Origin of the sequence: Kitasatospora albolonga, from assembly GCA_002082585.1 — a bacterium.
GTDB lineage: Bacteria > Actinomycetota > Actinomycetes > Streptomycetales > Streptomycetaceae > Streptomyces > Streptomyces stephensoniae.
The window spans coordinates 4,972,910-4,997,875 of the sequence record CP020563.1 but is presented as its reverse complement, the minus strand read 5'-3'; the positions used below and the strand labels follow the sequence as shown (position 1 = coordinate 4,997,875).

Here is a 24,966-nt window from a genome sequence, read left to right as displayed (position 1 = left end):
CCTTAGACCTGCCGAAGGGGGCGTATCACCCCAGCGGGTCCGGCGCCGCCGTGATCCCGGCCCCTTCTCCACGCAGCCCTCGCGGGCTCGGCGCCGGGGGCGCCTCACAGGCTTCGGGCCGCTGCGCCGGGCTCCGCCCGCCGGACGGCGTCACCCCAGCGGGTCCGGCGCCGCCTCGATCCCGTACTCCGCGAGCTTCGCCTTGCCGCAGTCCGGGGCGGTCAGGACCAGCGGCCCCTGCTCCGTCAGGGCGATGGAGTGCTCCCAGTGCGAGGACCAGGTGCCGTCCGTCGTGATGACCGTCCAGTCGTCGCCGAGGGTCTCCGTACGGGCCGTGCCGAGCGAGACCATGGGCTCGATCGCCAGGCAGACCCCCGGGACCAGCTTGATGCCCTTGCCGCGCTTGCGGGAGACGTAGTTCAGCAGGTGCGGGTCCATGTGCATCTCGGAGCCGATGCCGTGGCCGCCGAAGTCCTCGATGATCCCGTACTTGCCGGTGGCCGGGCGGGGCTGGCGGCGGATGTAGGTCTCGATCGCCCGGGAGATGTCGACGAGGCGGTTGTTCACCTTCATCGCGGCGATCCCGGCCCACATCGACTCCTCGGTCACCCGGGAGAGCTCGACCAGCTCCGGAGCGTGACCGGTGCCCACGAAGGCGGTGTACGCGGCGTCGCCGTGCCAGCCGTCCACGATGGCGCCGGCGTCGATCGAGATGATGTCGCCGTCCTTGAGGACCGTCTTCTCGTCCGGGATGCCGTGGACGACGACCTCGTTGACCGAGGTGCAGATCGTCGCGGGGAACCCGCCGTAACCGAGGAAGTTCGACTTCGCCCCGTGGTCGGCGATCACCTTGCGGGCGACCTGGTCCAGGTCCTTCGTGGTGGCGCCGGGCACGGCCGCCTCCCGGGTGGCCGCGTGAATGGCAGCGACCACCAGCCCCGCCTCGCGCATCTTCGCGATCTGCTCGGGGGTCTTGATCTGCACCATTGCTCGGCGCCTCTCTGCATCGTCGGTGACGGGTGACGGGTCCGCAGCGCGGCCGTACCCAACGATACGGGCGCAAACAGTCGGCCGCGGCGCCCTGGGGCGCCGCGGCCGGCTGTACAGCGGTGGTACGGGGTGGTGGGGCTCAGTCCTGGTCGTCGGACTTCTTCAGAGCCGCCATGGCGCGCTCGGTCACCTCGGTGACCTTGCCGAGCGCGGAGATGGTCACCACCAGGCCCTGGGCCCGGTAGTAGTCGATGATCGGCTCGGTCTGCGTGTGGTAGACCTCGAGCCGCGTACGGACCGTCTCCTCGCTGTCGTCGTCCCGCTGGTACAGCTCGCCGCCGCAGGCGTCGCAGACGCCCTCGGTCTTCGGCGGGTTGTACGTCACGTGGAAGACGTGCGCGCTGTCGCTGCGGCAGATGCGGCGACCCGCGATCCGCTTCACGACCTCTTCCTCGGGGACCTCGAGATCGAGGACCGCGTCCAGCTTCACGCCCTCGTCCTTGAGCATCACGTCAAGGGCTTCGGCCTGGCCGACGTTCCGCGGGAAGCCGTCCAGCAGGAAGCCGTTCACGGCGTCCGACTGGGACATGCGGTCCTTGGCCATCCCGATGGTGACCTCGTCCGGCACCAGCTGGCCTGCGTCCATGTAGGCGCGGGCCTGCTTGCCAAGGTCGGTGCCCTGGCTGATGTTGGCGCGGAAGAGGTCGCCCGTGGAGATGTGCGGAATCGACAGGTTCTGGGCAAGGTACGCGGCCTGCGTTCCCTTGCCGGCACCCGGAGGCCCGACGAGGACGATTCGCATCAGCGGAGGAACCCTTCGTAATTGCGCTGCTGGAGCTGACTCTCGATCTGCTTCACGGTTTCCAGACCCACACCCACGATGATGAGGATGCTCGTCCCGCCGAACGGGAAGTTCTGGTTCGCGCCGCCGAATGCTGCCAACGCCATCGTCGGCACCAGAGCGATCAGGCCCAGGTACAGCGAGCCCGGCCAAGTGATCCTGTTGAGCACGTAGCTCAGGTACTCGGCAGTAGGTCGGCCTGCCCGGATGCCCGGGATGAAGCCACCATACTTCTTCATGTTGTCGGCGACTTCGTCGGGGTTGAACGAAATGGCCACGTAGAAGAAGGCGAAGAAGACGATGAGTACGAAGTACACCGAGATGTAGTACGGGTGATCACCCGTCACGAAGTGGTCCTGAATCCAGGTTGCCCAGCCCGAGGTGGAGCCGGAGAACTGGACGATCAGCGACGGGATGAACAGCAGCGACGAGGCGAAGATGACGGGAATCACACCCGCCTGGTTCACCTTGAGCGGGATGTACGTCGATGTACCGCCGTAGGAACGGCGCCCGATCATGCGCTTCGCGTACTGCACGGGGATGCGGCGCTGGGCCTGTTCGACGAAGACGACCAGGGCCACCATGACGAAGCCGATGAGGATGACCGTGCCGAACTCGATCCAGCCGTCGGCCAGCTTGCCGCTCTCCTTGATGGCCCACAGGGCGCCGGGGAACGTGGCGGCGATCGAGATGAACATGAGGATCGACATACCGTTGCCGATGCCCTTGTCGGTGATGAGCTCACCGAGCCACATGACGGCGGCGGTACCGGCGGTCATGGTGATGACCATGACCAGCGTCGTGAAGATCGACTTGTCGGGCACGATCTGGTCGCGCACGTTGCAGTTCTGGAAGAGCGCACCGCTGCGGGCGGTGGCGACGAGGCCGGTGCCCTGGAGGACGGCCAGCGCGACCGTCAGATAACGCGTGTACTGCGTGATCTTGGCCGTACCGGACTGACCCTCCTTCTTGAGGGCTTCGAGCCGGGGGATCACGACGGTCAGCAGCTGGAGAATGATGCTGGCCGTGATGTACGGCATGATGCCGAGCGCGAAGATGGTGATCTGCAGCAGGGCGCCACCGCTGAACATCTGCATCAGACCGAGCAGGCCACCCGAATCGGCCTGGTCGATGCACTGCTGGACCTTCGCGTAGTCGACACCGGGAGCCGGGACGTGCGCCCCGAGCCGGTAGATCACGATCATGGCCAGCGTGAAGAGCAGCTTCTTGCGCAGGTCGGGCGTCTTGAACGCTCGGGCGAACGCGGTGAACACGGTGCCTCCTGCGACCCCCGCGCTATGCGTCAGAGGCGACGGGTCTGGATGGGACTGGATGGGATCGGATACAAGGCAGCCCTACATCGTAAGGAGGCCACAAAAGATGAACGGCGCTACCCTACCCGGCCCGGGACTGAGCAGGAAACACGCGCTGTGCACAGGTGCACCGCCCGCCCTCCGGCCCCGCCGCGAAAGACCGGCCAAGCCACACCATTTGGGACGCGAACGCCCCCCGGCGCGCCCACCACCGGTGCGGTGGACACTCGTTCAACCTTTCCCGAGCCTTTACGGTTCCCGTACAGCGCCACAAAAAGTGTCGGGCGCCCGCTCCTCAACGCCTCGTGGTAGGGCGGCGGAAGGGCCCGGGAACGGCGGCCTGGGGAAACGGCCCGGGAAACGGAGAAGCCCGGCCGGCCACCTCCGAAGAGGCGACCGGCCGGGCTCGGGTCCGTATCCGGGCTCAGACGAGCTCGGTGACCGTACCGCCGGCGGCGGTGATCTTCTCCTTGGCGGAGCCGGAGACGGCGTCAACCGAAACCTGGAGCGCCACGGAGATCTCGCCCTGTCCGAGGACCTTGACGAGGTGGTTGTTGCGCACGGCACCCTTGGCGACCAGGTCGGCCACCGTGACCTCTCCACCCTCGGGGTAGAGCGTCGCGAGCTTGTCCAGGTTCACGACCTGGTACTCCGTGCGGAACGGGTTCTTGAAGCCCTTGAGCTTCGGGAGACGCATGTGGAGGGGCATCTGGCCACCCTCGAAGCGCTCCGGAACCTGGTAACGGGCCTTCGTACCCTTCGTACCACGGCCTGCGGTCTTACCCTTGGACGCCTCACCACGACCCACACGGGTCTTGGCGGTCTTGGCGCCCGGGGCAGGCCGGAGGTTGTGGGCCTTCAGCGGGCTGTTCTCCGCCATGTCAGTCAACCTCCTCAACCGTCACGAGGTGGCGGACGGTGTGCACCATGCCGCGGAACTCGGGGCGGTCCTCCTTGACAACCGAGTCGTTCAGGCGCTTGAGCCCGAGCGAACGCAGGGTGTCGCGGTGGTTCTGCTTGCTGCCGATGTACGACTTCGTCTGCGTGATCTTGAGGCGAGCCATTACGCACCCGCTCCCGCACGCGCACGGAGCAGAGCCGCGGGGGCGACGTCCTCGAGCGGCAGACCGCGGCGGGCCGCGATCTCCTCGGGACGCTGCAGGCCCTTGAGGGCCTCCACGGTCGCGTGCACGATGTTGATCGCGTTGGACGAGCCAAGCGACTTCGACAGGATGTCGTGAACGCCGGCGCACTCGAGCACGGCGCGCACCGGGCCACCGGCGATAACACCGGTACCGGGGGAAGCCGGCTTGAGCAGGACGACGCCCGCAGCCTTCTCGCCCGTGATCGGGTGAGGGATGGTGCCCTGGATGCGCGGGACCTTGAAGAAGTTCTTCTTGGCCTCTTCGACACCCTTGGCGATGGCCGCGGGAACTTCCTTGGCCTTGCCGTATCCGACACCGACGGTGCCGTCACCATCGCCCACCACGACCAGCGCGGTGAAGCTGAAGCGACGACCACCCTTCACAACCTTGGCGACGCGGTTGATCGCGACGACGCGCTCGACGTACGCGGTCTTCTCGGCGGCGCTGGCGCCACCGTCACGGCCCTTCCGGTCCCGCCGCTCGCCGCCACCGGCACCGCTTCCGCGGCGCTGGGGTCCAGCCATTGGATTTACCTCTCTCTGTTACGTCCGCTGTGCGTAGGAACCGGGGCTTAGAACTTCAGCCCGGCTTCACGGGCGGCGTCAGCCAGAGCGGCAATCCGCCCGGCGTACTGGTTACCACCGCGGTCAAACACGACGGCCTCGACGCCTGCGGCCTTGGCGCGCTCGGCGACCAGGGCGCCGACCTGCTTGGCCTGGGCGCTCTTGTCACCCTCGCCACCACGGATCGAGGTGTCCAGGGTCGACGCCGACGCGAGCGTGTGGCCCGCGATGTCGTCGATGACCTGGGCCACGATGTGGCGGTTGGAACGCGTCACGACCAGACGGGGCCGCTCCGGCGAACCCGACAGGTGCTTGCGGACGCGGATGTGGCGCCGCTTGCGGGCAGCGCGCTTGTACGCGTCGCCCTTGGCGATCTTCACACCGTATGCCATGGCTACTTACCAGCCTTTCCGACCTTGCGGCGGATGACCTCGCCCGCGTACTTGACGCCCTTGGCCTTGTACGGGTCGGGCTTCCGCAGCTTGCGGATGTTGGCGGCCACCTCGCCGACCTTCTGCTTGTCGATGCCCTCGACGCTGAGCTTCGTGGGCGACTCGACCTTGAAGGTGATGCCTTCCGGCGCCTCGATGAGGATCGGGTGGCTGTAGCCCAGGGCGAACTCCAGGTTGGAGCCCTTCGCCTGGACGCGGTAACCGACACCGCTGATCTCGAGCGCCTTGGAGTAACCCGCGGTCACGCCGGTGATCATGTTCGCCACCAGCGTGCGGGACAGGCCGTGGAGGGCCTTGTTCTGACGCTCGTCGTTCGGGCGGGTGACGTTGAGAACGCCGTCCTCACCCTTGGAGACCTCGATCGGCGCGGCGACGGTGTGCGTGAGGGAACCCTTGGGGCCCTTCACCGCGACCGTACGGCCATCGATGGTGACGTCCACACCGGCGGGAACCTGGATGGGGAGCTTGCCGATTCGCGACATGAGCTTTCCTTCCTTTCCCGACTACCAGACGTAGGCGAGGACTTCCCCACCTACGCCCTTCTTGCCTGCCTGCTGGCCGGTCAGGAGACCGTGGGACGTGGAGATGATCGCCACGCCCAGGCCGCCGAGGACCTTCGGCAGGTTGGTGGACTTTGCGTATACACGCAGACCCGGCTTCGAGATCCGCTTGATGCCGGCGATCGAGCGCTCGCGGTTCGGACCGAACTTCAGCTCGAGGACGAGGTTCTTGCCGACCTCGGCGTCCTCGACCTTCCAGCCGGTGATGAAACCCTCCTGCTTGAGGATCTCCGCGATGTGCGACTTGATCTTGCTGTGCGGCATCGAGACATCGTCGTGATATGCCGAGTTCGCGTTACGCAGACGCGTGAGCATGTCTGCGATGGGATCAGTCATGGTCATGAGTTGGCCTTCGGCCTCTCTCGCCGGGGTTTCCTGTATGCGCCATCCCTCTCCCCACTCAGTGGCGGGACGGGTGCGGCGCGGGGACCTACGGCGTAGTAAGTCGGTCGTGGGCGGCAGGCGCCCAACCCTTCTAGCCTACGGCATGAAAGGTGGGGCTCCTGCCGACCAGATACTTACCGAGAGTCTCCGGAACTTCCCTTCGCCCTAGGGCGGAGGAGAGTTACCAGGAGCTCTTGGTCACGCCCGGCAGCTCGCCACGGTGAGCCATCTCACGAAGGCACACGCGGCACAGGCCGAACTTGCGGTAGACGGAGTGGGGCCGGCCGCAGCGCTGGCAGCGGGTGTACCCGCGGACGCCGAACTTCGGCTTACGGGCGGCCTTAGCGATCAGAGCCTTCTTCGCCACGGTCAGTTCTCCTTGAACGGGAAGCCGAGGTGACGAAGCAGGGCACGACCCTCGTCGTCGTTGGTCGCCGTGGTGACCACGGTGATGTCCATGCCCCGGACCCGGTCGATCTTGTCCTGGTCGATCTCGTGGAACATGACCTGCTCCGTGAGACCGAAGGTGTAGTTGCCACGGCCGTCGAACTGCTTCGGCGACAGGCCGCGGAAGTCACGGATACGCGGCAGCGCGAGCGACAGCGTACGGTCCAGGAACTCCCACATCCGGTCACCGCGGAGGGTGACGTGGCAGCCGATCGGCTGGCCCTCGCGCAGCTTGAACTGCGCGATGGACTTGCGGGCCTTGGTGACGGCCGGCTTCTGGCCGGTGATCGTGGTGAGGTCCTTGACGGCACCGTCGATCAGCTTGGAGTCGCGGGCGGCGTCGCCCACACCCATGTTGACCACGATCTTGACCAGACCGGGAACCTGCATGACGTTCTCGTACGAGAACTCCTCACGCAGCTTGCCGGCGATTTCCTCGCGGTAGCGCGTCTTGAGACGCGGCGCAGTGGTGGCAGTCATCAGATGTCCTCACCGGTCCGCTTGGCAACGCGGATCTTGTTGCCCTCGTCGTCAAAGCGGTAGCCGACGCGGGTGACAACCTTGTTGCCGTCCTTCTCCACAACCAGCTGAACGTTGCTGACGTGGATCGGGGCCTCGGTGGTGACAATGCCACCCGTCTGCGAACCGCGAGCCGTCTGACCGGCCTTGGTGTGCTTCTTGACCCGGTTGACACCCTCGACGAGGACGCGGTCCTGAGCGGGGTAGGCCACGATGACCTTGCCCTGCTTGCCCTTGTCCTTACCGGTGATGACCTGGACCAGGTCGCCCTTCTTGATCTTCATGCTTACAGCACCTCCGGCGCGAGCGAGATGATCTTCATGAACTTCTTCTCGCGCAGCTCCCGGCCCACGGGGCCGAAGATGCGGGTGCCGCGGGGGTCGCCGTCGTTCTTCAGAATGACGGCGGCGTTCTCGTCGAAGCGGATGTACGAGCCATCCGGACGGCGACGCTCCTTGACGGTGCGAACGATGACCGCCTTGACGACGTCACCCTTCTTCACGTTGCCACCGGGGATCGCGTCCTTGACGGTGGCGACGATGACGTCACCGATACCCGCGTAGCGGCGACCCGAGCCACCGAGAACACGAATGGTGAGAATTTCCTTCGCACCCGTGTTGTCGGCGACGCGCAGTCGCGACTCCTGCTGGATCACGTCTATCTCCTGATCGTCTGCCGGTTCCCGGCGGGTGCCTCTCCGTTACGGGAGAGGCACCTCACCGAGCCTGGCGGAACTGACCTGAGGGGAACCCCTCAGGAATTACTTGGCCTTCTCGAGGATCTCGACGATGCGCCAGCGCTTCGAGGCGGACAGCGGACGCGTCTCCATGATGAGGACGCGGTCGCCGACGCCGGCGGAGTTCTGCTCGTCGTGCGCCTTGAGCTTGTTCGTACGGCGGATGACCTTGCCGTACAGCGCGTGCTTGACGCGGTCCTCGACGGCGACGACGACGGTCTTGTCCATCTTGTCGCTGACGACCAGACCCTCACGGGTCTTGCGGAAACCGCGCTCGGTCTTGCTGGTCTCAGTCACAGTCTTCTCGCTCATCAGACGCTCTCCACCGTCTCGATGCCCAGCTCGCGCTCGCGCATCAGGGTGTAGATCCGGGCGATGTCCTTACGGACGGACTTGAGCCGGCCGTGGTTCTCGAGCTGGCCCGTCGCCGCCTGGAAGCGGAGGTTGAACAGCTCTTTCTTGGCTTCGCTGAGCTTGTTGAGAAGCTCCTCGTCGCCCAGCTCGCGCAGCTCGGACGCCTTGGTACCGGCCGACATCACGACTCACCTGCCTCGCGCCGAACGATCCGGCACTTCATCGGAAGCTTGTGAGCAGCGCGGGTGAGCGCCTCACGAGCAATCTTCTCGTTCGGGTAGGACAGCTCGAACATCACCCGACCCGGCTTGACGTTCGCGATCCACCACTCGGGAGAACCCTTACCGGAACCCATGCGGGTCTCGGCCGGCTTCTTCGTCAGGGGACGGTCCGGGTAGATGTTGATCCAGACCTTGCCGCCACGCTTGATGTGACGGGTCATCGCGATACGAGCGGACTCGATCTGACGGTTCGTCACGTACGCCGGGGTCAGCGCCTGGATGCCGTACTCGCCGAACGCAACCTGCGTGCCACCCTTGGACATACCGCTGCGCTTCGGGTGGTGCTGCTTGCGGTGCTTGACCCTACGGGGGATCAGCATTTCGGTCAGGCCTCCGTTCCGGTGCTCTCAGCAGCCGGAGCAGCGGCGGCGGGGGCGTCGGCCTTGGGGGCCTCGGCTGCCGGCGACTGCTGCGGCTTACGGCCGCGACCGCCACGCTCGCCACCACGGCCGCCACCACGGCCGGCCGGGCGGTCGGTGCCGCCACGAGCCGGACGGTTGCCGGCACGGGCCGCGGCGTTCTCGGCGCGAACCTCGGCGATGTTCTTGACGTCGCCCTTGTAGATCCAGACCTTCACACCGATGCGGCCGAAGGTCGTCTTGGCCTCGAAGAAGCCGTAGTCGACGTTCGCGCGGAGCGTGTGCAGGGGCACACGGCCCTCGCGGTAGAACTCCGAGCGGGACATCTCGGCGCCGCCGAGGCGGCCGCCGCACTGGATCTTGATGCCCTTGGCGCCGGCCTTCATCGAGGACTGCATGCTCTTGCGCATGGCCCGACGGAAGGAGACGCGGGAGGAGAGCTGCTCGGCGACGGCCTGGGCCACCAGCTGAGCGTCCACCTCGGGGTTCTTGACCTCGAGGATGTTCAGCTGGACCTGCTTGCCGGTCAGCTTCTCCAGCTCGCCGCGGATACGGTCGGCCTCGGCGCCGCGGCGGCCGATGACGATGCCCGGGCGGGCGGTGTGGATGTCAACGCGGACGCGGTCGCGGGTGCGCTCGATCTCGACCTTCGAGATGCCGGCCCGCTCCATGCCCTTCGTCATCATGCGACGAATGGCGACGTCTTCCTTGACGTAGTCCTTGTACAGCTTGTCGGCGTACCAGCGGGACTTGAAGTCCGTGGTGATGCCGAGCCGGAACCCGTGCGGGTTTACCTTCTGGCCCATTACCGGGTTCCTTCCTTGCTGCTGACGACCACGGTGATGTGGCTGGTCCGCTTACGGATCCGGTAGGCACGGCCCTGGGCACGCGGACGGAACCGCTTCAGGGTCGGACCCTCGTCCACGTACGCCTCGCTGATGACCAGCGAAGAGGCGTCGGTGTGGTCGTAGTTGTGTGCGGCGTTGGCGATGGCGCTGTCCAGCACCTTGCCAACGGGCACGCTCGCGGCCTGCGGGGCGAAACGCAGGACCGCCTGAGCCTCCGTGGCATCCATGCCACGGATGAGGTCCACCACGCGGCGGGCCTTCATGGGCGTGACGCGGATGTACCGCGCCTGGGCCCTGGCTTCCATGGTTGTCCCTTCGGTGTAAGTCATAGTCGTTTCCACCCCGCTGCTAGCGGCGCTTCGACTTCCGGTCGTCCTTGACGTGGCCGCGGAAGGTGCGAGTCGGCGAGAACTCGCCGAGCTTGTGGCCGACCATCGACTCGGTGACGAACACCGGGACGTGGATCTTGCCGTTGTGCACCGCGATGGTGTGACCCAGCATGGCCGGGACGATCATCGAGCGACGGGACCAGGTCTTGATGACGTTCTTGGTGCCTGCCTCGTTCTGTACGTCCACCTTCTTGATGAGGTGGCCGTCGACGAAGGGCCCCTTCTTGAGACTGCGCGGCATCTAAACCCGCTCCTAGCGCTTCTTGTTCGTCTTGCGGCGGCGGACGATGTACTTGTTGCTCGCCTTCTTGGGAGAACGCGTACGACCCTCCTTCTGACCCCACGGCGAGACCGGGTGACGACCACCGGAGGTCTTGCCTTCACCACCACCGTGCGGGTGGTCAACCGGGTTCATCGCGACACCGCGGACGGTCGGGCGGACGCCCTTCCAGCGCATGCGGCCGGCCTTGCCCCAGTTGATGTTCGACTGCTCGGCGTTGCCGACCTCACCGATCGTCGCGCGGCAGCGCGCGTCGACCAGGCGGATCTCGCCGGACGGCATACGAAGGTGGGCCATGGTGCCCTCCTTCGCCAGCAGCTGCACGGAGGCACCCGCGGAACGGGCGAACTTCGCGCCGCCGCCGGGCCGCAGCTCGATGGCGTGGATGGTCGTACCGACCGGGATGTTGCGCAGCGCCAGGTTGTTGCCGGGCTTGATGTCGGCGGTCGGACCGTTCTCGACACGGTCACCCTGCGACAGGCCACGGGGAGCGACGATGTAACGCTTCTCGCCGTCCGCGTAGTGCAGCAGCGCGATGCGCGCGGTGCGGTTCGGGTCGTACTCGATGTGCGCGACCTTGGCCGGCACGCCGTCCTTGTCGTGACGACGGAAGTCGATCACGCGGTAGGCGCGCTTGTGGCCACCGCCCTGGTGGCGAACGGTCACACGACCGGCGTTGTTACGGCCGCCCTTGCTGTGCAGAGGGCGGACCAGCGACTTCTCCGGCGTGGACCGCGTGATCTCGACAAAGTCGGCGACGCTGGAGCCACGACGGCCCGGGGTCGTCGGCTTGTACTTGCGGATACCCATTTCTCAGTCCTCGTCCGATTCCGGACGACTCGGCCTCCAATTAGGAGGTCGGGCCGCCGAAGATGTCGATACGGTCGCCCTCGGCGAGGGTCACGATGGCGCGCTTCGTGTCGGCGCGCTTGCCGAAACCGGTGCGGGTGCGCTTGCGCTTGCCCTGCCGGTTGATCGTGTTGACCCCGGTGACCTTGACCGACCAGACCGCTTCCACGGCCTGCTTGATCTGGGTCTTGTTGGAGCCGGGCGCGACGATGAACGTGTACTTGTTCTCGTCGAGCAGCGCGTAGCTCTTCTCGGAGACCACGGGCCTGACGAGAACGTCACGCGGGTCCGAGTACGTCTTGCTGGTAACGGTCGCCTCACTCATCAGGCGTCGCTCCCTTCGGTCTCAGCGGTCTGGGGGCCAGACACGAAGGACTCGAAAGCGGCCTGGGTGAAGACCACGTCGTCAGAGACGATCACGTCGTACGTGTTGAGCTGGCCCGGCTCCAGGATGTGCACCTGGGGCAGGTTGCGCGCGGACAGCCACGCGGCCTCGTCGGCACGGTCGACGACCAGGAGCAGGTTCTGGCGCTCCGAGATCTTGCCGAGCAGCGTCTTGGCGGCCTTCGTGGAGGCGGCACCCTCGACCACGCCGGTGACGACGTGGATACGGGAGTGACGCGCCCGGTCCGAGAGGGCACCGCGCAGGGCGGCGGCCTTCATCTTCTTGGGGGTCCGCTGCGAGTAGTCACGCGGCTGCGGGCCGTGGACGACGCCACCGCCGGCGAACTGCGGGGCGCGGGTCGAACCCTGACGGGCGCGGCCGGTGCCCTTCTGGCGGTAGGGCTTCTTGCCACCACCGCGGACTTCGCCGCGGCGCTTGGTCTTGTGCGTGCCCTGACGGGCAGCCGCCAGCTGAGCGACAACGACCTGGTGGATCAGCGGAACGCTGGTCTTCGCGTCGAAGATCTCCGCGGGGAGCTCGACGGTACCGGCCTTGTCGCCTGCCGGCGAAAGGATGTCAATGGTGCTCATTACCTCAAGCCCCCTTGGCCGCGGTACGGACCAGGACGAGGCCGCCGTTCGGACCGGGGACCGCGCCCTTGATGAGGAGCAGACCCTTCTCCGCGTCAACCGCGTGGATGGTCAGGTTCTGGGTGGTGACGCGCTCGTTACCCATGCGGCCCGCCATGCGCATGCCCTTGAAGACACGCCCAGGGGTGGCGCAGCCACCGATGGAACCGGGGGAACGGTGCTTGCGCTGGGTGCCGTGCCCGGCGCCGAGGCCCTTGAAGTTGTGACGCTTCATGACACCGGCGAAGCCCTTGCCCTTGCTCTTGCCCGTGACGTCGACCTTGACGCCGGACTCGAACACCTCGGCAGTGACCTCCTGGCCCAGCGTGTACTCGCTGGCGTCAGGGGTGCGGAGCTCCACCAGGTGGCGGCGCGGGGTGACGTCGGCCTTGGCGAAGTGACCCTTGAGGGGCTTGTTCACCTTGCGCGGGTCGATCTCGCCGAAGGCGATCTGGACCGCTTCGTAGCCGTCGCTGTCGTTGGTGCGAACCTGCGTCACGACGCACGGACCGGCCTTGACGACGGTCACCGGGACGACCCGGTTGTTCTCGTCCCAGACCTGGGTCATGCCGAGCTTCTCGCCCAGGACGCCCTTGATGTTCTTGCTCATCTCGGCCCGTCCCCTCAGAGCTTGATCTCGATGTCGACGCCCGCCGGGAGGTCGAGGCGCATCAGCGAGTCAACCGTCTTCGGCGTGGGGTCGAGGATGTCGATGAGGCGCTTGTGCGTGCGCATCTCGAAGTGCTCGCGAGAGTCCTTGTACTTGTGCGGCGACTTGATGACGCAGTACACGTTCTTCTCAGTGGGCAGCGGCACCGGGCCCGCGACCGACGCACCAGTGCGGGTCACCGTCTCGACGATCTTCTTCGCCGAGGAGTCGATGACCTCGTGGTCGTAGGCCTTGAGCCGGATGCGGATCTTCTGTCCCGCCATGGCTACTAGTAGTCCTGTCTCTCTGTTTAACGCTCTGGAACCCGGGGGCTCTCTGGACTCCTCCTCCGACCCACGCGGTCGGGCGTGTCGCATCCCCTCTACGAAAATCTCCCGAAGGAGATCCCAACCAAGGGGGTGCGGGCCCGGGGACCGCGGAACCGGGGGTGGAACACCCACCGGGTGCCTGGCCGGCGCCCTGCATTGCTTCCCGGAAGATTCCCGTACGTCCGGCCCGTACAGGGCCGACGAGTACTGTGGGACTCGCTTCCGGTCCTCCCGGCGGGAGGCGCGCAGCATTGACACTCAACCGAGCAACCTGGTCAGTGTGCCATACGGGGCGCGGGCCTGGCCAATCGAGTCGGGAATCCTACCCCGGGCGAGCGAGTACTCAAACGCAGGCGCGCATCCGGGGGTGCCGCACCGCCCCGTCGGCCCCGGGGCGCGGGCCCCGGGGCCGACGGGGCGGTGGAAAACCGGTCGGCAGACGAGCCGCGGCGCACTGTGCTGGTCACGGCCGCCCGCCGGACGGAGCGGGCCGATCGCAGGAGCCGACCGTGCCGACCAGGGGAACCGCGAACGCCCGGCCGACGGCGGACACCCGCCCGGTGCATCGTGCGGCCGTAGCCCGCGAACCCGCCGTACGGGTACGGCGTGCGCAACGCCACCTCACGGCCGGGCAACCCGCCCGCCCCGGCCCCCGTCTGTCCCCCCGCAGGCACCACGGCCCGACCAGCCGCCGGCCTGCGCGGGTAGTCAGGAGTACGCAGCACGGGGCGACCGTTCGCCCGCTGCGGGGGAAGCGGGAGCGGACGGAGTGCGTGGCGTGGCGGATCGATCTGTACCGGGCCGGATACGGGTGCCCCGGCGCGCCCTCCTCCTCGCGGCCACCGCGACCGCCGCCGTCGCGGGGTGCGCCGTACCGTCCCCCCGGCGCCGGGGCCCCGTGCCGGACCCGGCGCCCGGGCTGGCGATAGCGACCACCCGGCGGGCGCAGATCATGCAGCTGCTGGCCCACCCCGACGACGACCTGTACTTCATGAACCCGGACACCCGGCAGGCGCTGGACGCCGGGACCCCGCTGGTCTGCGTGTACCTGACCGCGGGCGAGGCGGACGGGGTGAACAAGATCCCCGGGGCGCCCCGCCCGGCGCCGGACCGGAGCGCGTACTCCTCCTCGCGCCACCAGGGGCTGCGCCAGGCGTACGCGGTCCTGCTCGGGCTCGACCGGTTCACGCCCTGGGAGCGGTCCGTGCTCACCCTGCACGGCGGCCACCGCGCCGAGGTGAACGTGCTGGCCGACGGGGTGCGCCGGGTCGAGCTGGTCTTCCTCAACACCGCGATGCACACCGGCTGGGGGCGGCTCGGGCTGCCCAGCCTCTGGCAGGACCGGCGGCTCGTGCTGCGTACCGTCGTGGCCGACGGATCGCCGCTGGACCGGGCCGGTTCCTATACGTACGACGGTCTCATCGACGTCCTCGTGGGGCTGCTGGAGCGGTACCGGCCCACCCTCGTGCACACCCTGGACCCCGATCCGGACCTCCAGGCGAGCTCCGAGGCCGAGCGGCGCCGGGACAGTGAGCAGCGCGGGTACTCCGACCACGCCGACCACACCGCCGCCGGTTCCTTCGCCTGGGCGGCGCTGATCCGGTGGGTGGCGCGGGCGACGGCGGGCGGGGAGGGGGTGCCGGGGTTCGTCGTGTCGTCGTTCCGGGGGTACTACAACCGGCACTGGCCCAAGAACCTGCCGCCGGACGTGCTGGAGCGGAAGGCCGCGCATCTCGTCCCGTACGGCGGGTCGCCCGCGTGGGAGTGCGGCAATCCGTCCGGCTGCGGCGACTACAACGTGGGCGGCGACCGGCCCCTGACCAACCGGAAGGGCTGGGTCCGGTCCACCCATCACCGCTACCCGGGTCCCCGTACCGCCGTGGCCCCCGGGGCGGACGGCCGGCTCACCGCGTACGGGGTGCTGGGGCTGCGGACCGTGCGGTGGCGGGAGAGCGCCCCCGGCAGCGGGGTCTGGGAGGAGCCGGACGACCTCGGCGGCGGGCCGCTCGCCCCCGCGCTGGGGTCGGCGGTCACGGCGGACGGGCGGCTGCTGCTGTTCGGGCTGCGGTTCGCGGCGCTCGGCGGGCACGGCTCCGACAACGAGCGCGAGATCGTGGTGCTGGAGCAGCGCTCCCCGGACGGGCCCTTCCGTGCCTGGCGGGGGCTCGGGAACCCCGCGGCAGGCCGCGACCACGGGCGCCGCATCGGGATACCGGTCGCCGTCGCCGCCCCGGACGGGCGCGTCCACCTCTTCGTACGGAACGCGGAGAAGGGGGTGAGCACCCGGGTCCGCGGCGAGGGCGGGCGGTGGGGCGCGTGGCGTGATCTGGGCGGTGGCGAGGTACAGGACGGGCTGAGCGCGGTCGTGGACACGGCGGGGTGCGTCCATGTGTACGCGGCCGGGCACCATGCCGTGCACCACTGGACCCAGGACGCCCCGGACCAGGAGGTCACCGCCCGTACCCAGCTCACCGGGGCACCCGTCCCGGCCCACGCACCGGCCGCCGTGGCCGCGCCCGACGGGTCGGTGGAGCTGTACTTCCGGGCCGCCGCGGCGGCCCCGCTCACGGTGGTGGGTGGCCGGAACATGCCGGTCCCCCGCTTCGACGGCTACGGGCCCGTGGCCGTCGCGCGCTCCCCCCGGGGCCGGGTGCTGCTCGGCCGCGACGCGGAGGGCGTGCTCCGCCTCCGTACCACCGGAGCCACCGGAGCCACCACCGCCGGAACCGGAGCCGGAACCGCCGGAACCGCCGCCGACGTCACCTCCGTACGCGACCGGGGGCCGGTCGCCCTGGACGGGGCCGTGCTCCACCTCGGCCCGGACGGGACACCCACCGTGGTGGGGCTGGGGCCGGACGCGGCGCCGTGGGCCTATCGTGAGGGTGGAACTACCTAGAGTTCACCGGCCCATAACGCCGTGTTATGGGGAAGCGTTAGTACCCGGCCGGTTGGTTCTTCGACACCCTGGGGCCGTCAACCCCCACAAACACGCCCCTCAGCGTGATCCCCGAAATGAGGAACCATGCGAATAGCAAGGCTAGTTCCCGCTGTTCTCGCCACAGCGGCCACCGTCCTCGCTCTTCTCACCCCCACGGCCGCCGCCGCCCCGGCGCCCCCGCTGACGGACGCCCCGCCCCCCACCACGCAGATCATCGGCGGCGGCCAGGCGAGCAACGCCCCGTGGGCGGCACGCCTCTTCTCCAACGGCCGGGAGACCTGTTCGGCGACGATCATCGCGCCGACCTGGATTCTCACCGCCAGACACTGCGTCACCGGCGGCGGGCTGTCGTTCCGCATCGGCAGCCTGGACCAGCACAGCGGCGGTGTGGTGGCCAACGGCGTCCAGACGTACAACCACAGCGCGGACATCTCCCTGGTCCGCCTGGACCGCTCCGTGCAGACGACCTACTCCCGCCTCGGCTCGCCCGGTTCGGTGAGCGTGGGTCAGAGCGTCCAGGTCTGGGGCTGGGGCGCCACCGCGCGGTGCAGCCCGGAGTCCACCTGCCAGTCCCGCTACCTGAAGGTCGCCAACGTGACGGTGACCGGCGGCTGCGGTGACGCGTACGGCGGCTCGGCGATCTGCGCCCGCCGCGGCAACGGCATCACGGCCGGCGGCGACTCCGGCGGCCCGATGACGGCCAACGGCATCCAGGTGGGCGTGGCCTCCACCAGCGACCGGCAGACCACGACGGCGTACACGAACGTCACGGCGTACCGCTCCTGGATCCAGTCCATCACCGGCGTCTGACCGGCACTCACACCCGGGGGCGGCGGAACCTGACCGACCGCCGTCCCCGTAGCACGTAGGGCCCCCGTACCTCTCCGCCCTGAGGTACCGGGGCCCTACATCCATGTGCGGGCGGGGTGTTCACAGCCAGCCGTGGTGCTCCGCGATCCGCAGGGCGTCGACGAGGGTACGGGCGTGGAGCTTGCCGATCGCCGAGGAGAGGCGGTTGCGTACGGTGCCGACGCTGAGGAAGAGGTCGGCGGCGATCTCCCGGGAGTGCGCTCCCCCGGCGGCGAGCCGGAGGGCCTCGGTCTCCTTCTCGGTGAGCGGGCTGGGGCCGGGGCGCTCGTCCCCGCGCATCCGGGGGTCGATGGCCCGGCCGCCCGCGGCGATCCGCCGGATGGCGTCGGCGACCTGTGCCGGGGGCGTGCTCTTGAGCAGATATCCGAATGCCCCGGCGGCCAGCGCGCGGCGCAGATGGCCGGGGCGGTCGAGCGCGGTGAGCATCAGCGTGCGGCAGGAGGGCAGGCGCTCCGCGAGCCCCGCGGCGACCGTGATCCCGTCCAGGCCGGGCAGGTCGATGTCGAGCAGCGCCACGTCCGGGCGCAGCCGCTCCGCCTCGGCGAGCGCGGCCGGGCCGTCCGCCGCCTGCCCGGCGACCCGGATGCCGAGTTCGGCCGACAGGAGTGCCGTCAGACCGGACCGCACCACGTCATGGTCGTCGACCACCAGCACCCTGATCACATGCTCGATTATCGCCGACGGCCCGGGCCTTCACGGCGACGAGGACTCCCTGCCGTACGCACCACACCGCGACCGGGGCGCCGAGCAGGGCGGGCAGGAAGAAGAGGAGCGTCTGCGGGCCCCGGACCACCGCGCAGAGGGCGGCGAGGGCGTACACCAGCCCGGCGACCGCCCCTATGGCGGCGATCTCGGTTCTCTCACGCTGTGTCCGCCCGGTCATGGCGCTGTGTTTCCCCCGCTGTGTGGCGCGCCGCGGCTGCCTTGTGGGCAGGTGGCGCGGGTAGGTCGGCACCGATCCGACCACGCCAGGACGGGCGGAGGGAGTGAGATGTTCACGTGTTCGTGGGGAACGGTGTGCTGCGGCCCCGGCCCCGGGGCCGCAGCACACCTCGGTTCACCCGACGGTCAGAGCCCGCTCCCACGGAACGAGCTCGTCGTCCGGCCGGACGTCCCTCCCGGCGGAGTAGGAGGACGCCCCGACCCGGACCTCCAGCAGATGGGAGGAGGAGAAGAGGAAGGACCTCTGTCTGCTGAGGGCCGCCTGCCCGGAGAGGACCCGCGCGAGGAACTCACCGACGTCACCGGTGGCCACCTCGTCGAAGGTCCAGTCGTCCAGGAGGACGCGCACCGACTCCGCGTCCGGCGACCCGCCCATGAGGCCGATGTACACATCGGACCCGGCGACCGTGCCGTCCCAGTCGGCGAACCAGCCGCCGTCCTCCACATCGCGCTGCTCGAAGGAGGCGTCCGGTGCTCCGGCGGTGTGCAGGGCCTCCTCGGCCAGGGTGACCGGAAGGAACTTCCGGCCGGGGGCCGTCATCACAACCACCTCCCCACTCTGAGGTCCCAGTGGCGCTTCCGGCCGAACTTCACCCGGAAGACCGTACGGGCCTTCTTGATGCCGAGCGTCCTCTTGAAGCCCACGGCGCTCCAGCCGATACCGCGGTTCTGGCCGTTGAAGATGCCCTGGCGTCCCCGGTGCTTGTCCCCGAAGAGCCGGCTGCGCTCGCCGAAGAACCTGCTGTTGTTCCAGGATGCCCCGCGGGACCGGTACTGGAAGAGCGCCTTCACGTACTTCTTTTTCTTCTTGTACGCCTTGTAGGCGCGGTATCCGCTCTTCGCCGCGCGGTAGATCTTTCCGCAGTGCCGGAAGCACGCCCAGGCGGCCCGGACGCCGAGAATGGCCAACGGCACCCAGCGGCCGTCGAGGTCGTACTTGTTGACGGGGTCGCCGTACGCGTACTCGTACCGGTTCGCGCTGCCTCCGGAGACCGGGTCGGTCTGGAGGAAGCGGCCCACCTTGGGGTCGTACAGGCGTACGCCCATGAGGGTGAGCCCGGTCAGGGTCTCGCCGGAGCGCTGCTTGCCGCCCAGCCAGCCGTAGCGGGCGGGTGCCTGTCCGGTGCGCGGGTTGCCGTACTCGTCGCTTTCGAGGGCGACCGGGGCCTGCGCGGTGTCCAGCGGGAGCTGGAGGGCGACGCCGCCGTGGATGGAGGTGAGCTGGAGGACGGTGCCGCCGCTCTTCCCGGTGATGGCGGCGAGGTCCCCGGACGCCGAGTCGACGTTACGGGTCACGGTCCCGGCGGCGGTGTCCTCGACGATCCAGCGGGGGTTGTCGCCGTCGCTGTCGTAGTGGTTGCGCTTGGACGCGGTCTGCGTCCAGGTGCCGCCGCTGTTGGCCTCGGTCCGCCAGGAGCGCAGCCGCAGACCCGCGTCGAGCAGCCAGGTCTGGCGCTGGTTGGCGGCGGTCTGCTGGTGGACGAGGTCGTTGGCGTAGTAGCCCAGGGTGCCGTGGTTCGGGGTGGCCGTGGTGCGGCCGAAGGCGTCGTAGACGTAACCGGTGTCGACGAGCCGGTCGGCGGTGTCGTAGGTGTGGCTGGTGGTGGTCCCTCCGGTGGTGGGGCAGTCGGCGCCCGGCAGTCCGCTCGCCGTGGTGAGCGCGGTGCGGTTGGAGCGGGCGTCGAAGGTGTAGGCGCGGCGCGTGCAGACCGTGTCGGCGGTGTCCAGGACCGTGGTCAGCCGGCCTGTGACGTCGTACCGGTAGGTCTGGTCCGACCAGCCCGCGTGGCTGGTGACCTGTCCGTGGATGGACTCCGTCACGGTGTCGGAGTAGACGACCGTGCCGTCGCTGTCCCGGGTGTAGGTGCGGTCGAGGGTCGCGCCCGTGGTGTCCTCGGTGGTGGTGAGGGTGTAGCCGCCGGGCAGTCTCTCGGTGGCCACGGACTCGTCGGCGTCGTAGGTGGCCCGGAAGGTACCGGCGACGGAGTCGGTGGTCGTGGTGGCCAGGCCGCGCGGCTCGGCGTTGTGGTCGTAGGTGAACGTGACCGTCGAGGGCACGTTGTCGGTGACCTTGACGGGGCGGTCGAGCAGGTCGTACTCGGTGACCGTCCGTCCGCCGTCCGCGTCCGTGTACGCGATCTGCCGTCCGAGCCTGTCGAACGCCCGGGTGAGGGTGCCGCCGGTGGGCGACACGGTCCGCAGGGCACGGCCCGTCACCGGGTCGTACTCCGTGGTGGTCTCCGGGACGGCCGCGCCGCTGCCTCCGGTGACGGCCGTCCGCTCGGGGCGGCCGGCTCCGTCGTGGGTGGTGGTGGTCGTACGGGTGACGCCGTTCGCGGTCTCCACGACCTTGGCCGGGTTGCCCCACCAGTCGTACTCGGTGGTGGTGGTCGGCAGGGCCGCGGGGTTGCTCCCGCCGCCCGTGATCGCCGCGGCGGGTCCGGTGGAGCAGACCAGGTCGGCCCACTCCGGGCGGCCCTGGCAGGTGCCGGTGCCGGTCGCCGACCAGTAGGTGGTGACGTTGGCGGCGGCGTCCGTGCCCGTGGAGCCCGGTGCGACCGTCCTCGTCTCACGGCCCTGGGCGTCGTACGCCTTCTGGGTGGTGATGGCGAGGCCGCCGGGGTCCTGGACCGTGCTGGTGGGCAGGCCCTTCGTCCAGTCGTAGACCGTCCGCGAGACGCGGGGCTCGGCGAGGACCGTGGGGTGCTCGCGGACCTGGGCGCCGGTGGTGACGGTGGTGGCCTGGTCCTTGACCTTCGCCGTGCCGTCGGTCGGGCGGCCCGCGTCGTAGACGGTGGTCTTCCAGGACCGGGCGACGACGGAGGTGCCCGCCGGTACCAGGGTGGTGGAGCCGGACTTCAGGTCGGCGGTGAGGTCGACGCGCCGCAGCGGGCCGAACTCCTCCAGTTCCCGGGTGCCGTTGTCGTTGTAGACGCTCCGGGTCGCCAGCAGGTCGGCCCGCTCGGCGGGGGTGAGCCCGGCGATGCCCAGCTCGGCCTGGACGGCCCGGTCGGCGGCGCTCAGGCCGAGGGCCACCGCGCGGTTGGCGGCCGTCAGCTCACGCACGGTGGAGCCGAAGCGGTCGTACTCGGTGGTGCTGATGTGCCCGCCCGGTGCGGCGGTGTTGCTCTCGCGGCCGGAGACACCCAGGTAGTGGAGCGCGGCCCGCTTGTAGTCGGCCGCGCCGAGCGAGGCGCCGGAGTGGGCGGAGGGCACGGAGTCGGCGGGGAAGACGGCGGTGGCGTCGGTGGGCGCGTCGGTCTGCCCCCACGCCCTGACGTCCGCCGCACCCATCCTGTAGGGCGCCGAGGCCCCGGTCAGCGGCACGTCGTAGACGATGCTGGTGGCCGCCGTGCCTTCCTCGACGTCCGTGGTGCCCTGCTTGAGGCCGGGCCGGGACGCCTTCAGGAGCATGCCCTCACCCGCGGCGTCGGAGCTGCCCGCCTTGCCGTAGGTGAAGGTCCAGGGGAGCTCGGACTGCTGCTGCAGCCCGGTGACGCGCCCCGCGGAGTCGTAGGAGTACTGGGTCCCGGTGCTCTGCGCCAGGTTGGGGTTCCACTGCTGGCGGAGCCGGCCCTCGGTGTCGTACCGGTAGGAGGTGACCGCCTTGGACGTGGCCGCCGCGGCACCCGGCTGGGTGGACCAGAGGCGGACCTCCCTGACCTGCCCGGCGTAGTCGCCGAACTCCGCGCCGGTCGCCGTGGTGGCGGTGGCGTACACGAACTCCAGGGCCCGGCAGCCCTTGGTCGCCGCGTTCGCGGTGCAGGCGGCGGCGGTCGCTCCGGAGGTCGGGGCGATGATCCGCCGGGGCCGGGCGAGCTTCTTGCCGTCCACGGTCACCGTCTCGGAGACGATCGTGGTGGCGGAGTTGGCCAGTCCGTCCAGCAGGGTGCTGGAGACCTGCCAGGTCTCGGCCGCCGCGTCCGGCTTGGTGAACTCCGTGACCGTCCCGTCGGTGTCGGACAGGGTGAAGGAGGAGCTCACACTCCCCCGGAGCGTCAGGTCCTCCGACCCGGCCTCCGGAATCCAGCCGGTCCGGGCCGCGTTCGCGGTGAAGTGGACCGCTTCCCCGTCGTCCGTCACCACCGCCACGGCGGTGTCGGAGACCCTGCGCAGGTGGGTGTAGTCGGACTCCGTCATCTCGGCGACGGTGCCCACGACCCACTCCTTGCCGAAGATGGGGGCCTGTCCCTCCTGGTCGCCGCCCTTGCGGGGCGCCCGGGAGGTCGCCGTACGGGAGACGGCCAGGTCGAACGCGGAGGCGTCGGTGGCGGACAGCGTGTAGTCACCGGTCAGCAGGTTGAGCGAGCCGGGGCCGACGTCCTCGGTGGCCGCGCCCTCCGCCGCCCGGTCCACGACGACACCGAGCGGTTCGGTGGAGCCGGTGGCGTTGCCGGGGCCGGTGAAGTCGGCCTTGATCTGGACGGTGCCGTCGGGGTCGACGGTGGAGGTCGCGTTCCACACCAGGGCCGCGTTCCGGCCGCCCGTCATCGGCACGGGCCACGCGCTCAGCGGCGTACCGCCGGAGGTGACGTCGGCGGCGGGGATGCGCACCCAGGGGTCGGCCTCGGAGCGGCGCCAGGAGAAGGAGACGGCGTTGTACTTGACCGCCTCGGCCTCGGCCAGCAGGAGGAGCCGGCGGGCGGTGCGCTCGCCCTCGGACGGCTGGACGAAGCCGCCCGGCCCGGCGTGGAAGGTGTACTCGATGGCCTCGGACTTGTTGTCGGCCTTGTCGACCGCGCGCACTTCGAGGGTGTGGGTGCCGTCCTTGGGCGGGGCGACGCTGATCGCCTTGGCGGCGGCGGCCCCGCCGGTGGTGACCTTGGTCCAGTTGACCCCGTCGAGCGACCATTCGAGCCAGTTGTGGTCGGTGCCGCCCGGCGGTGTCACCGTGAAGGTGCCCGCCTGTCCGGCGCCCTTGACCCACTGGCCGGCCGGGTAGTCCGTGGAGATGATCCGCGTCGGGGCGGAGGGCGCCCTGGTGTCGACCGTGAAGGTCTTCCACGCGGACCAGCCGGTGTTGTAGTGCGTGCCGTCGTAGGGGCTCGTACGGAACTTGTACGTCTTCCCCTCGGCCAGCACGCCCGCCGGAACGGTCACCGAGGCGACCTGCCCGGAGGGGACGAACTTCGACACGACGGGGCTGCCGACCTGCTTGTCGGTGGCGCTGTCGAAGATCTGGAAGGTGCCGTTGACCTTGTCGCCGTTGGCGTCGACGAAGGTGTCGCGCAGGGTCGGCGTCAGGGTGTTGACGGTGTAGGCGCCGCCGTAGGAGAAGTAGGGCGGGCCCGCCTCCTGCTTGGTGCCGTTACGGGGACGGTAGTTGTACGTCACCGTCAGCTTCGGCGGGTTCTTCGCGGCGTTCGCGGAGTTGACCCGCTTCCACTGCGCGACCACCGTCTCGCTGGTGGCCCGCAGGCCCATGTGCCCGCGGGTGGCCTTGGCCGAGGCCCACTCCTGGACCATCGTGGTGACGTCGGCGTTGATCCAGCCGTCTGGGGCCGATGTGCAGGCGGGGTTGCCCCGCGTCTGGGTCGAGGTGGCCTTCTTCGCGGTCCACGCGGGCTGCGCGGTCCAGCGCGAGGAGGTCGAGGCGGCTCCGGTGGCCCACACCTCCCACGGGTACGCCTTGCAGTCGGTGTTCCCGGAGTGGTGGTTCCACAGCGCCAGCTTGGCGTCCATGACCAGCGCGTCCCGGACCGGCGAGGTGTTCCAGGAGATGAAGGAGCGGGCCGTACGCGGTGTGCCGTTGGGGTTCGTCGTCCCGGGGTAGCCCCAGTTCAGTTCGGTGGCCGCCGACCAGTCGCCGGTCTCGCCCTGCTGGACGTAGGTGTCGAAGACGTTGGAGAGCGCCGAGGTGGAGGGGTCCACGGTGACCGGGTACCGCGTGGCCGGGTCGGCGAGGAACTCCGCGTCCGGGGTGACGACCAGGTCGACGGCGTCCTTCCGCGGCACCACCTTCATCGCCACCGGCACCCGGCGCGTGTGCTCGCCGGAGACCTTGTCGACGCTCGCGTCCCACATCACCGGGGCGGGCATGAGGGCCCGCTTCTTGTTCTTCCGGTCGGTGAACAGCACGCTGCCGTCGGGCTGCTCCTTCGCCGTCAGGCCCTTGGCCTTGAGCGGCAGGGTGTACGAGTACCCCTCGGCCGGACGCTTCTTGATCTCGACGTACTGCTCGAAGCCGGTACGGGTCGACTCCACGATGACGTCGGCGCCCGGGAGGGCCTCGGGGTAGGTGGCCCGCGTGCCGTCCAGTTCGGGGGCGGGCAGTCCGCCCTTCCACTGGAGGGTGATCCGCTCGTCGCCCTCGCCAAGGGTGACCAGGTCACGGGCGGGGGCCCGGCCCGCCTCGCGCAGCGAACGCGGCAGGGCGCCGCCCCGGCCCGCCAGGCTCAGTCCGTTGGGGTGGGCCTTGGCCTCGACGCCGTCGGCCGTCTCGCGGAGCTCGACGTCGACATCGGTCCAGCTGCCGTTCTCCTCGAAGCGGACCGGGCCCGCCGCCAGCTCGGTGGTGAGCGAACCGTCCTTGTTCACCCAGGTCGTGGAGGTCTCGGTGCGCTCGGAGAGCGCCTCCACCCGCTTGCCGTACAGCTTGGCCGCGACCTTCGCCGAGAGGATGTCCTCGGCCTCACGCGGCCCCTCGGGGGCGGGCTGCTCGGCGACCGGGGTCTCCGGGGCCTGCCGGGAGAGGGCCACGGCATGGCCGCTCTCCGTCACCAGGGCCATCTCCACCGCGAGCACCAGGGCCGCGCCGAGGGCGATCCGCGGCAGAAGGCGTCTTCGCCGCTGCATGGCCAACGACGAACCCTCCCACGGCTGTTCGGGAGATATCTGCTCCGACACTGTCAGCAACTCTCTGTCGTACGTGGACACGGAACAGAGGCGATCCAAGCAAGCGGGCCGGGGCCGGA

Annotated in this window: 30 protein-coding genes; 3 read left to right on the top strand and 27 right to left on the bottom strand. The window is 69.4% G+C overall.

From position 1 onward, the window contains the following. Positions 1–150: 150 nt before the first annotated feature. The 9 genes from B7C62_22155 to B7C62_22115 all read right to left on the bottom strand — a co-directional run bounded on the left by B7C62_22155 (position 151) and on the right by B7C62_22115 (position 6,206). Positions 151–987 carry a type I methionyl aminopeptidase gene (locus B7C62_22155; protein ARF74633.1) on the bottom strand — a complete coding sequence of 279 codons (837 nt, stop codon included), beginning with the start codon at positions 985–987 and terminating at the stop codon, positions 151–153. 142 nt (positions 988–1,129) lie between these two features. Further along, entirely contained in the window at positions 1,130–1,792 is a 663-nt protein-coding gene (locus B7C62_22150; GenBank protein ARF74632.1) for an adenylate kinase, read from the bottom strand. After that, positions 1,792–3,105, bottom strand: coding sequence for a preprotein translocase subunit SecY (locus B7C62_22145; GenBank protein ID ARF74631.1), 1,314 nt, complete (start codon positions 3,103–3,105; stop codon positions 1,792–1,794). The genes B7C62_22150 and B7C62_22145 overlap by 1 nt, the downstream gene beginning before the upstream one ends. Before the next feature lie 463 nt (positions 3,106–3,568). Beyond that, positions 3,569–4,024 (bottom strand): 50S ribosomal protein L15, encoded by a 456-nt coding sequence (locus tag B7C62_22140; protein ID ARF74630.1) that lies wholly within the window; start codon positions 4,022–4,024, stop codon positions 3,569–3,571. Position 4,025: 1 nt separating this feature from the next. Beyond that, complete coding sequence (locus tag B7C62_22135; GenBank protein ARF74629.1) at positions 4,026–4,208, bottom strand: 50S ribosomal protein L30; 183 nt, start codon at positions 4,206–4,208, stop codon at positions 4,026–4,028. Beyond that, positions 4,208–4,813: a 30S ribosomal protein S5 gene (locus B7C62_22130; GenBank protein ARF74628.1), complete on the bottom strand. Its 606-nt coding sequence runs from the start codon at positions 4,811–4,813 to the stop codon at positions 4,208–4,210. Before B7C62_22130 ends, B7C62_22135 begins: the two co-directional genes overlap by 1 nt. A 47-nt stretch (positions 4,814–4,860) precedes the next feature. Continuing rightward, positions 4,861–5,244 (bottom strand): 50S ribosomal protein L18, encoded by a 384-nt coding sequence (locus B7C62_22125; GenBank protein ARF74627.1) that lies wholly within the window; start codon positions 5,242–5,244, stop codon positions 4,861–4,863. 2 nt (positions 5,245–5,246) lie between these two features. Next, positions 5,247–5,786: a 50S ribosomal protein L6 gene (locus B7C62_22120; protein ID ARF74626.1), complete on the bottom strand. Its 540-nt coding sequence runs from the start codon at positions 5,784–5,786 to the stop codon at positions 5,247–5,249. 21 nt (positions 5,787–5,807) lie between these two features. Next, a complete protein-coding gene (locus B7C62_22115; protein ARF74625.1) occupies positions 5,808–6,206 on the bottom strand; it encodes a 30S ribosomal protein S8 in 399 nt (132 codons plus the stop codon). Between B7C62_22115 and B7C62_22110 the strand changes: the two genes are divergently transcribed. Then, positions 6,141–6,305 carry a 30S ribosomal protein S8 gene (locus B7C62_22110; protein ID ARF77319.1) on the top strand — a complete coding sequence of 55 codons (165 nt, stop codon included), beginning with the start codon at positions 6,141–6,143 and terminating at the stop codon, positions 6,303–6,305. The genes B7C62_22115 and B7C62_22110 overlap by 66 nt on opposite strands. A gap of 124 nt (positions 6,306–6,429) precedes the next feature. Here B7C62_22110 and rpsN read toward each other — a convergent pair whose 3' ends face one another. From rpsN to B7C62_22035, 15 genes are all read right to left on the bottom strand, one after another. Continuing rightward, on the bottom strand, positions 6,430–6,615 hold the full coding sequence (gene rpsN, locus B7C62_22105; GenBank protein ID ARF74624.1) for a 30S ribosomal protein S14 type Z: 186 nt from the start codon (positions 6,613–6,615) through the stop codon (positions 6,430–6,432). A gap of 2 nt (positions 6,616–6,617) precedes the next feature. Then, a complete protein-coding gene (locus B7C62_22100) occupies positions 6,618–7,175 on the bottom strand; it encodes a 50S ribosomal protein L5 (protein ARF74623.1) in 558 nt (185 codons plus the stop codon). Continuing rightward, positions 7,175–7,498: a 50S ribosomal protein L24 gene (locus B7C62_22095; GenBank protein ID ARF74622.1), complete on the bottom strand. Its 324-nt coding sequence runs from the start codon at positions 7,496–7,498 to the stop codon at positions 7,175–7,177. Before B7C62_22095 ends, B7C62_22100 begins: the two co-directional genes overlap by 1 nt. A 2-nt stretch (positions 7,499–7,500) precedes the next feature. After that, a complete protein-coding gene (locus B7C62_22090; protein ID ARF74621.1) occupies positions 7,501–7,869 on the bottom strand; it encodes a 50S ribosomal protein L14 in 369 nt (122 codons plus the stop codon). 105 nt (positions 7,870–7,974) lie between these two features. Next, complete coding sequence (locus B7C62_22085; protein ID ARF74620.1) at positions 7,975–8,262, bottom strand: 30S ribosomal protein S17; 288 nt, start codon at positions 8,260–8,262, stop codon at positions 7,975–7,977. Further along, positions 8,262–8,486, bottom strand: coding sequence for a 50S ribosomal protein L29 (locus B7C62_22080; GenBank protein ID ARF74619.1), 225 nt, complete (start codon positions 8,484–8,486; stop codon positions 8,262–8,264). Before B7C62_22080 ends, B7C62_22085 begins: the two co-directional genes overlap by 1 nt. Next, positions 8,486–8,905 carry a 50S ribosomal protein L16 gene (locus tag B7C62_22075; protein ID ARF74618.1) on the bottom strand — a complete coding sequence of 140 codons (420 nt, stop codon included), beginning with the start codon at positions 8,903–8,905 and terminating at the stop codon, positions 8,486–8,488. The genes B7C62_22080 and B7C62_22075 overlap by 1 nt, the downstream gene beginning before the upstream one ends. A gap of 5 nt (positions 8,906–8,910) precedes the next feature. Continuing rightward, positions 8,911–9,750, bottom strand: coding sequence for a 30S ribosomal protein S3 (locus tag B7C62_22070; GenBank protein ARF74617.1), 840 nt, complete (start codon positions 9,748–9,750; stop codon positions 8,911–8,913). Further along, complete coding sequence (locus B7C62_22065; protein ID ARF74616.1) at positions 9,750–10,097, bottom strand: 50S ribosomal protein L22; 348 nt, start codon at positions 10,095–10,097, stop codon at positions 9,750–9,752. Before B7C62_22065 ends, B7C62_22070 begins: the two co-directional genes overlap by 1 nt. 43 nt (positions 10,098–10,140) lie before the next feature. After that, positions 10,141–10,422 (bottom strand): 30S ribosomal protein S19, encoded by a 282-nt coding sequence (locus B7C62_22060; GenBank protein ARF74615.1) that lies wholly within the window; start codon positions 10,420–10,422, stop codon positions 10,141–10,143. A gap of 12 nt (positions 10,423–10,434) precedes the next feature. Next, positions 10,435–11,271 carry a 50S ribosomal protein L2 gene (locus tag B7C62_22055; protein ARF74614.1) on the bottom strand — a complete coding sequence of 279 codons (837 nt, stop codon included), beginning with the start codon at positions 11,269–11,271 and terminating at the stop codon, positions 10,435–10,437. Positions 11,272–11,311: 40 nt separating this feature from the next. After that, positions 11,312–11,635 carry a 50S ribosomal protein L23 gene (locus B7C62_22050; protein ARF74613.1) on the bottom strand — a complete coding sequence of 108 codons (324 nt, stop codon included), beginning with the start codon at positions 11,633–11,635 and terminating at the stop codon, positions 11,312–11,314. Further along, positions 11,635–12,285 (bottom strand): 50S ribosomal protein L4, encoded by a 651-nt coding sequence (locus B7C62_22045; GenBank protein ARF74612.1) that lies wholly within the window; start codon positions 12,283–12,285, stop codon positions 11,635–11,637. Before B7C62_22045 ends, B7C62_22050 begins: the two co-directional genes overlap by 1 nt. A gap of 4 nt (positions 12,286–12,289) precedes the next feature. Then, complete coding sequence (locus B7C62_22040; GenBank protein ID ARF74611.1) at positions 12,290–12,934, bottom strand: 50S ribosomal protein L3; 645 nt, start codon at positions 12,932–12,934, stop codon at positions 12,290–12,292. A 14-nt stretch (positions 12,935–12,948) separates the two neighbouring features. Then, positions 12,949–13,257 carry a 30S ribosomal protein S10 gene (locus B7C62_22035; GenBank protein ID ARF74610.1) on the bottom strand — a complete coding sequence of 103 codons (309 nt, stop codon included), beginning with the start codon at positions 13,255–13,257 and terminating at the stop codon, positions 12,949–12,951. An 856-nt stretch (positions 13,258–14,113) separates the two neighbouring features. Here B7C62_22035 and B7C62_22030 point away from each other — a divergent pair. Further along, positions 14,114–16,198, top strand: coding sequence for a PIG-L family deacetylase (locus tag B7C62_22030; GenBank protein ID ARF74609.1), 2,085 nt, complete (start codon positions 14,114–14,116; stop codon positions 16,196–16,198). 126 nt (positions 16,199–16,324) lie between these two features. Then, entirely contained in the window at positions 16,325–17,050 is a 726-nt protein-coding gene (locus B7C62_22025; GenBank protein ARF74608.1) for a trypsin, read from the top strand. A 120-nt stretch (positions 17,051–17,170) separates the two neighbouring features. Here B7C62_22025 and B7C62_22020 read toward each other — a convergent pair whose 3' ends face one another. The 3 genes from B7C62_22020 to B7C62_22010 all read right to left on the bottom strand — a co-directional run bounded on the left by B7C62_22020 (position 17,171) and on the right by B7C62_22010 (position 24,853). After that, positions 17,171–17,773 (bottom strand): DNA-binding response regulator, encoded by a 603-nt coding sequence (locus B7C62_22020; protein ARF74607.1) that lies wholly within the window; start codon positions 17,771–17,773, stop codon positions 17,171–17,173. Positions 17,774–18,167: 394 nt separating this feature from the next. After that, positions 18,168–18,593, bottom strand: coding sequence for a hypothetical protein (locus B7C62_22015; GenBank protein ARF74606.1), 426 nt, complete (start codon positions 18,591–18,593; stop codon positions 18,168–18,170). Next, entirely contained in the window at positions 18,593–24,853 is a 6,261-nt protein-coding gene (locus tag B7C62_22010) for a sugar-binding protein (protein ARF74605.1), read from the bottom strand. Before B7C62_22010 ends, B7C62_22015 begins: the two co-directional genes overlap by 1 nt. Positions 24,854–24,966 lie beyond the last annotated feature (113 nt).

Bases quoted from the DNA above. Each gene is read 5' to 3' on its own strand.
- B7C62_22140 (ARF74630.1), bottom strand. From the start codon at position 4,024: ATGGCGGAGAACAGCCCGCTGAAGGCCCACAACCTCCGGCCTGCCCCG.
- B7C62_22015 (ARF74606.1), bottom strand. From the start codon at position 18,593: ATGACGGCCCCCGGCCGGAAGTTCCTTCCGGTCACCCTGGCCGAGGAG.
- B7C62_22075 (ARF74618.1), bottom strand. From the start codon at position 8,905: ATGCTGATCCCCCGTAGGGTCAAGCACCGCAAGCAGCACCACCCGAAG.
- B7C62_22155 (ARF74633.1), bottom strand. From the start codon at position 987: ATGGTGCAGATCAAGACCCCCGAGCAGATCGCGAAGATGCGCGAGGCG.
- B7C62_22050 (ARF74613.1), bottom strand. From the start codon at position 11,635: ATGAGTGAGGCGACCGTTACCAGCAAGACGTACTCGGACCCGCGTGAC.
- B7C62_22060 (ARF74615.1), bottom strand. From the start codon at position 10,422: ATGCCGCGCAGTCTCAAGAAGGGGCCCTTCGTCGACGGCCACCTCATC.
- B7C62_22045 (ARF74612.1), bottom strand. From the start codon at position 12,285: ATGAGCACCATTGACATCCTTTCGCCGGCAGGCGACAAGGCCGGTACC.
- B7C62_22070 (ARF74617.1), bottom strand. From the start codon at position 9,750: ATGGGCCAGAAGGTAAACCCGCACGGGTTCCGGCTCGGCATCACCACG.
- B7C62_22080 (ARF74619.1), bottom strand. From the start codon at position 8,486: ATGTCGGCCGGTACCAAGGCGTCCGAGCTGCGCGAGCTGGGCGACGAG.
- B7C62_22025 (ARF74608.1), top strand. From the start codon at position 16,325: ATGCGAATAGCAAGGCTAGTTCCCGCTGTTCTCGCCACAGCGGCCACC.
- B7C62_22120 (ARF74626.1), bottom strand. From the start codon at position 5,786: ATGTCGCGAATCGGCAAGCTCCCCATCCAGGTTCCCGCCGGTGTGGAC.
- B7C62_22095 (ARF74622.1), bottom strand. From the start codon at position 7,498: ATGAAGATCAAGAAGGGCGACCTGGTCCAGGTCATCACCGGTAAGGAC.
- B7C62_22150 (ARF74632.1), bottom strand. From the start codon at position 1,792: ATGCGAATCGTCCTCGTCGGGCCTCCGGGTGCCGGCAAGGGAACGCAG.
- B7C62_22130 (ARF74628.1), bottom strand. From the start codon at position 4,813: ATGGCTGGACCCCAGCGCCGCGGAAGCGGTGCCGGTGGCGGCGAGCGG.
- B7C62_22065 (ARF74616.1), bottom strand. From the start codon at position 10,097: ATGGAAGCCAGGGCCCAGGCGCGGTACATCCGCGTCACGCCCATGAAG.
- B7C62_22055 (ARF74614.1), bottom strand. From the start codon at position 11,271: ATGGGTATCCGCAAGTACAAGCCGACGACCCCGGGCCGTCGTGGCTCC.
- B7C62_22115 (ARF74625.1), bottom strand. From the start codon at position 6,206: ATGACCATGACTGATCCCATCGCAGACATGCTCACGCGTCTGCGTAAC.
- B7C62_22040 (ARF74611.1), bottom strand. From the start codon at position 12,934: ATGAGCAAGAACATCAAGGGCGTCCTGGGCGAGAAGCTCGGCATGACC.
- B7C62_22125 (ARF74627.1), bottom strand. From the start codon at position 5,244: ATGGCATACGGTGTGAAGATCGCCAAGGGCGACGCGTACAAGCGCGCT.
- B7C62_22135 (ARF74629.1), bottom strand. From the start codon at position 4,208: ATGGCTCGCCTCAAGATCACGCAGACGAAGTCGTACATCGGCAGCAAG.
- B7C62_22035 (ARF74610.1), bottom strand. From the start codon at position 13,257: ATGGCGGGACAGAAGATCCGCATCCGGCTCAAGGCCTACGACCACGAG.
- B7C62_22085 (ARF74620.1), bottom strand. From the start codon at position 8,262: ATGAGCGAGAAGACTGTGACTGAGACCAGCAAGACCGAGCGCGGTTTC.
- B7C62_22100 (ARF74623.1), bottom strand. From the start codon at position 7,175: ATGACTGCCACCACTGCGCCGCGTCTCAAGACGCGCTACCGCGAGGAA.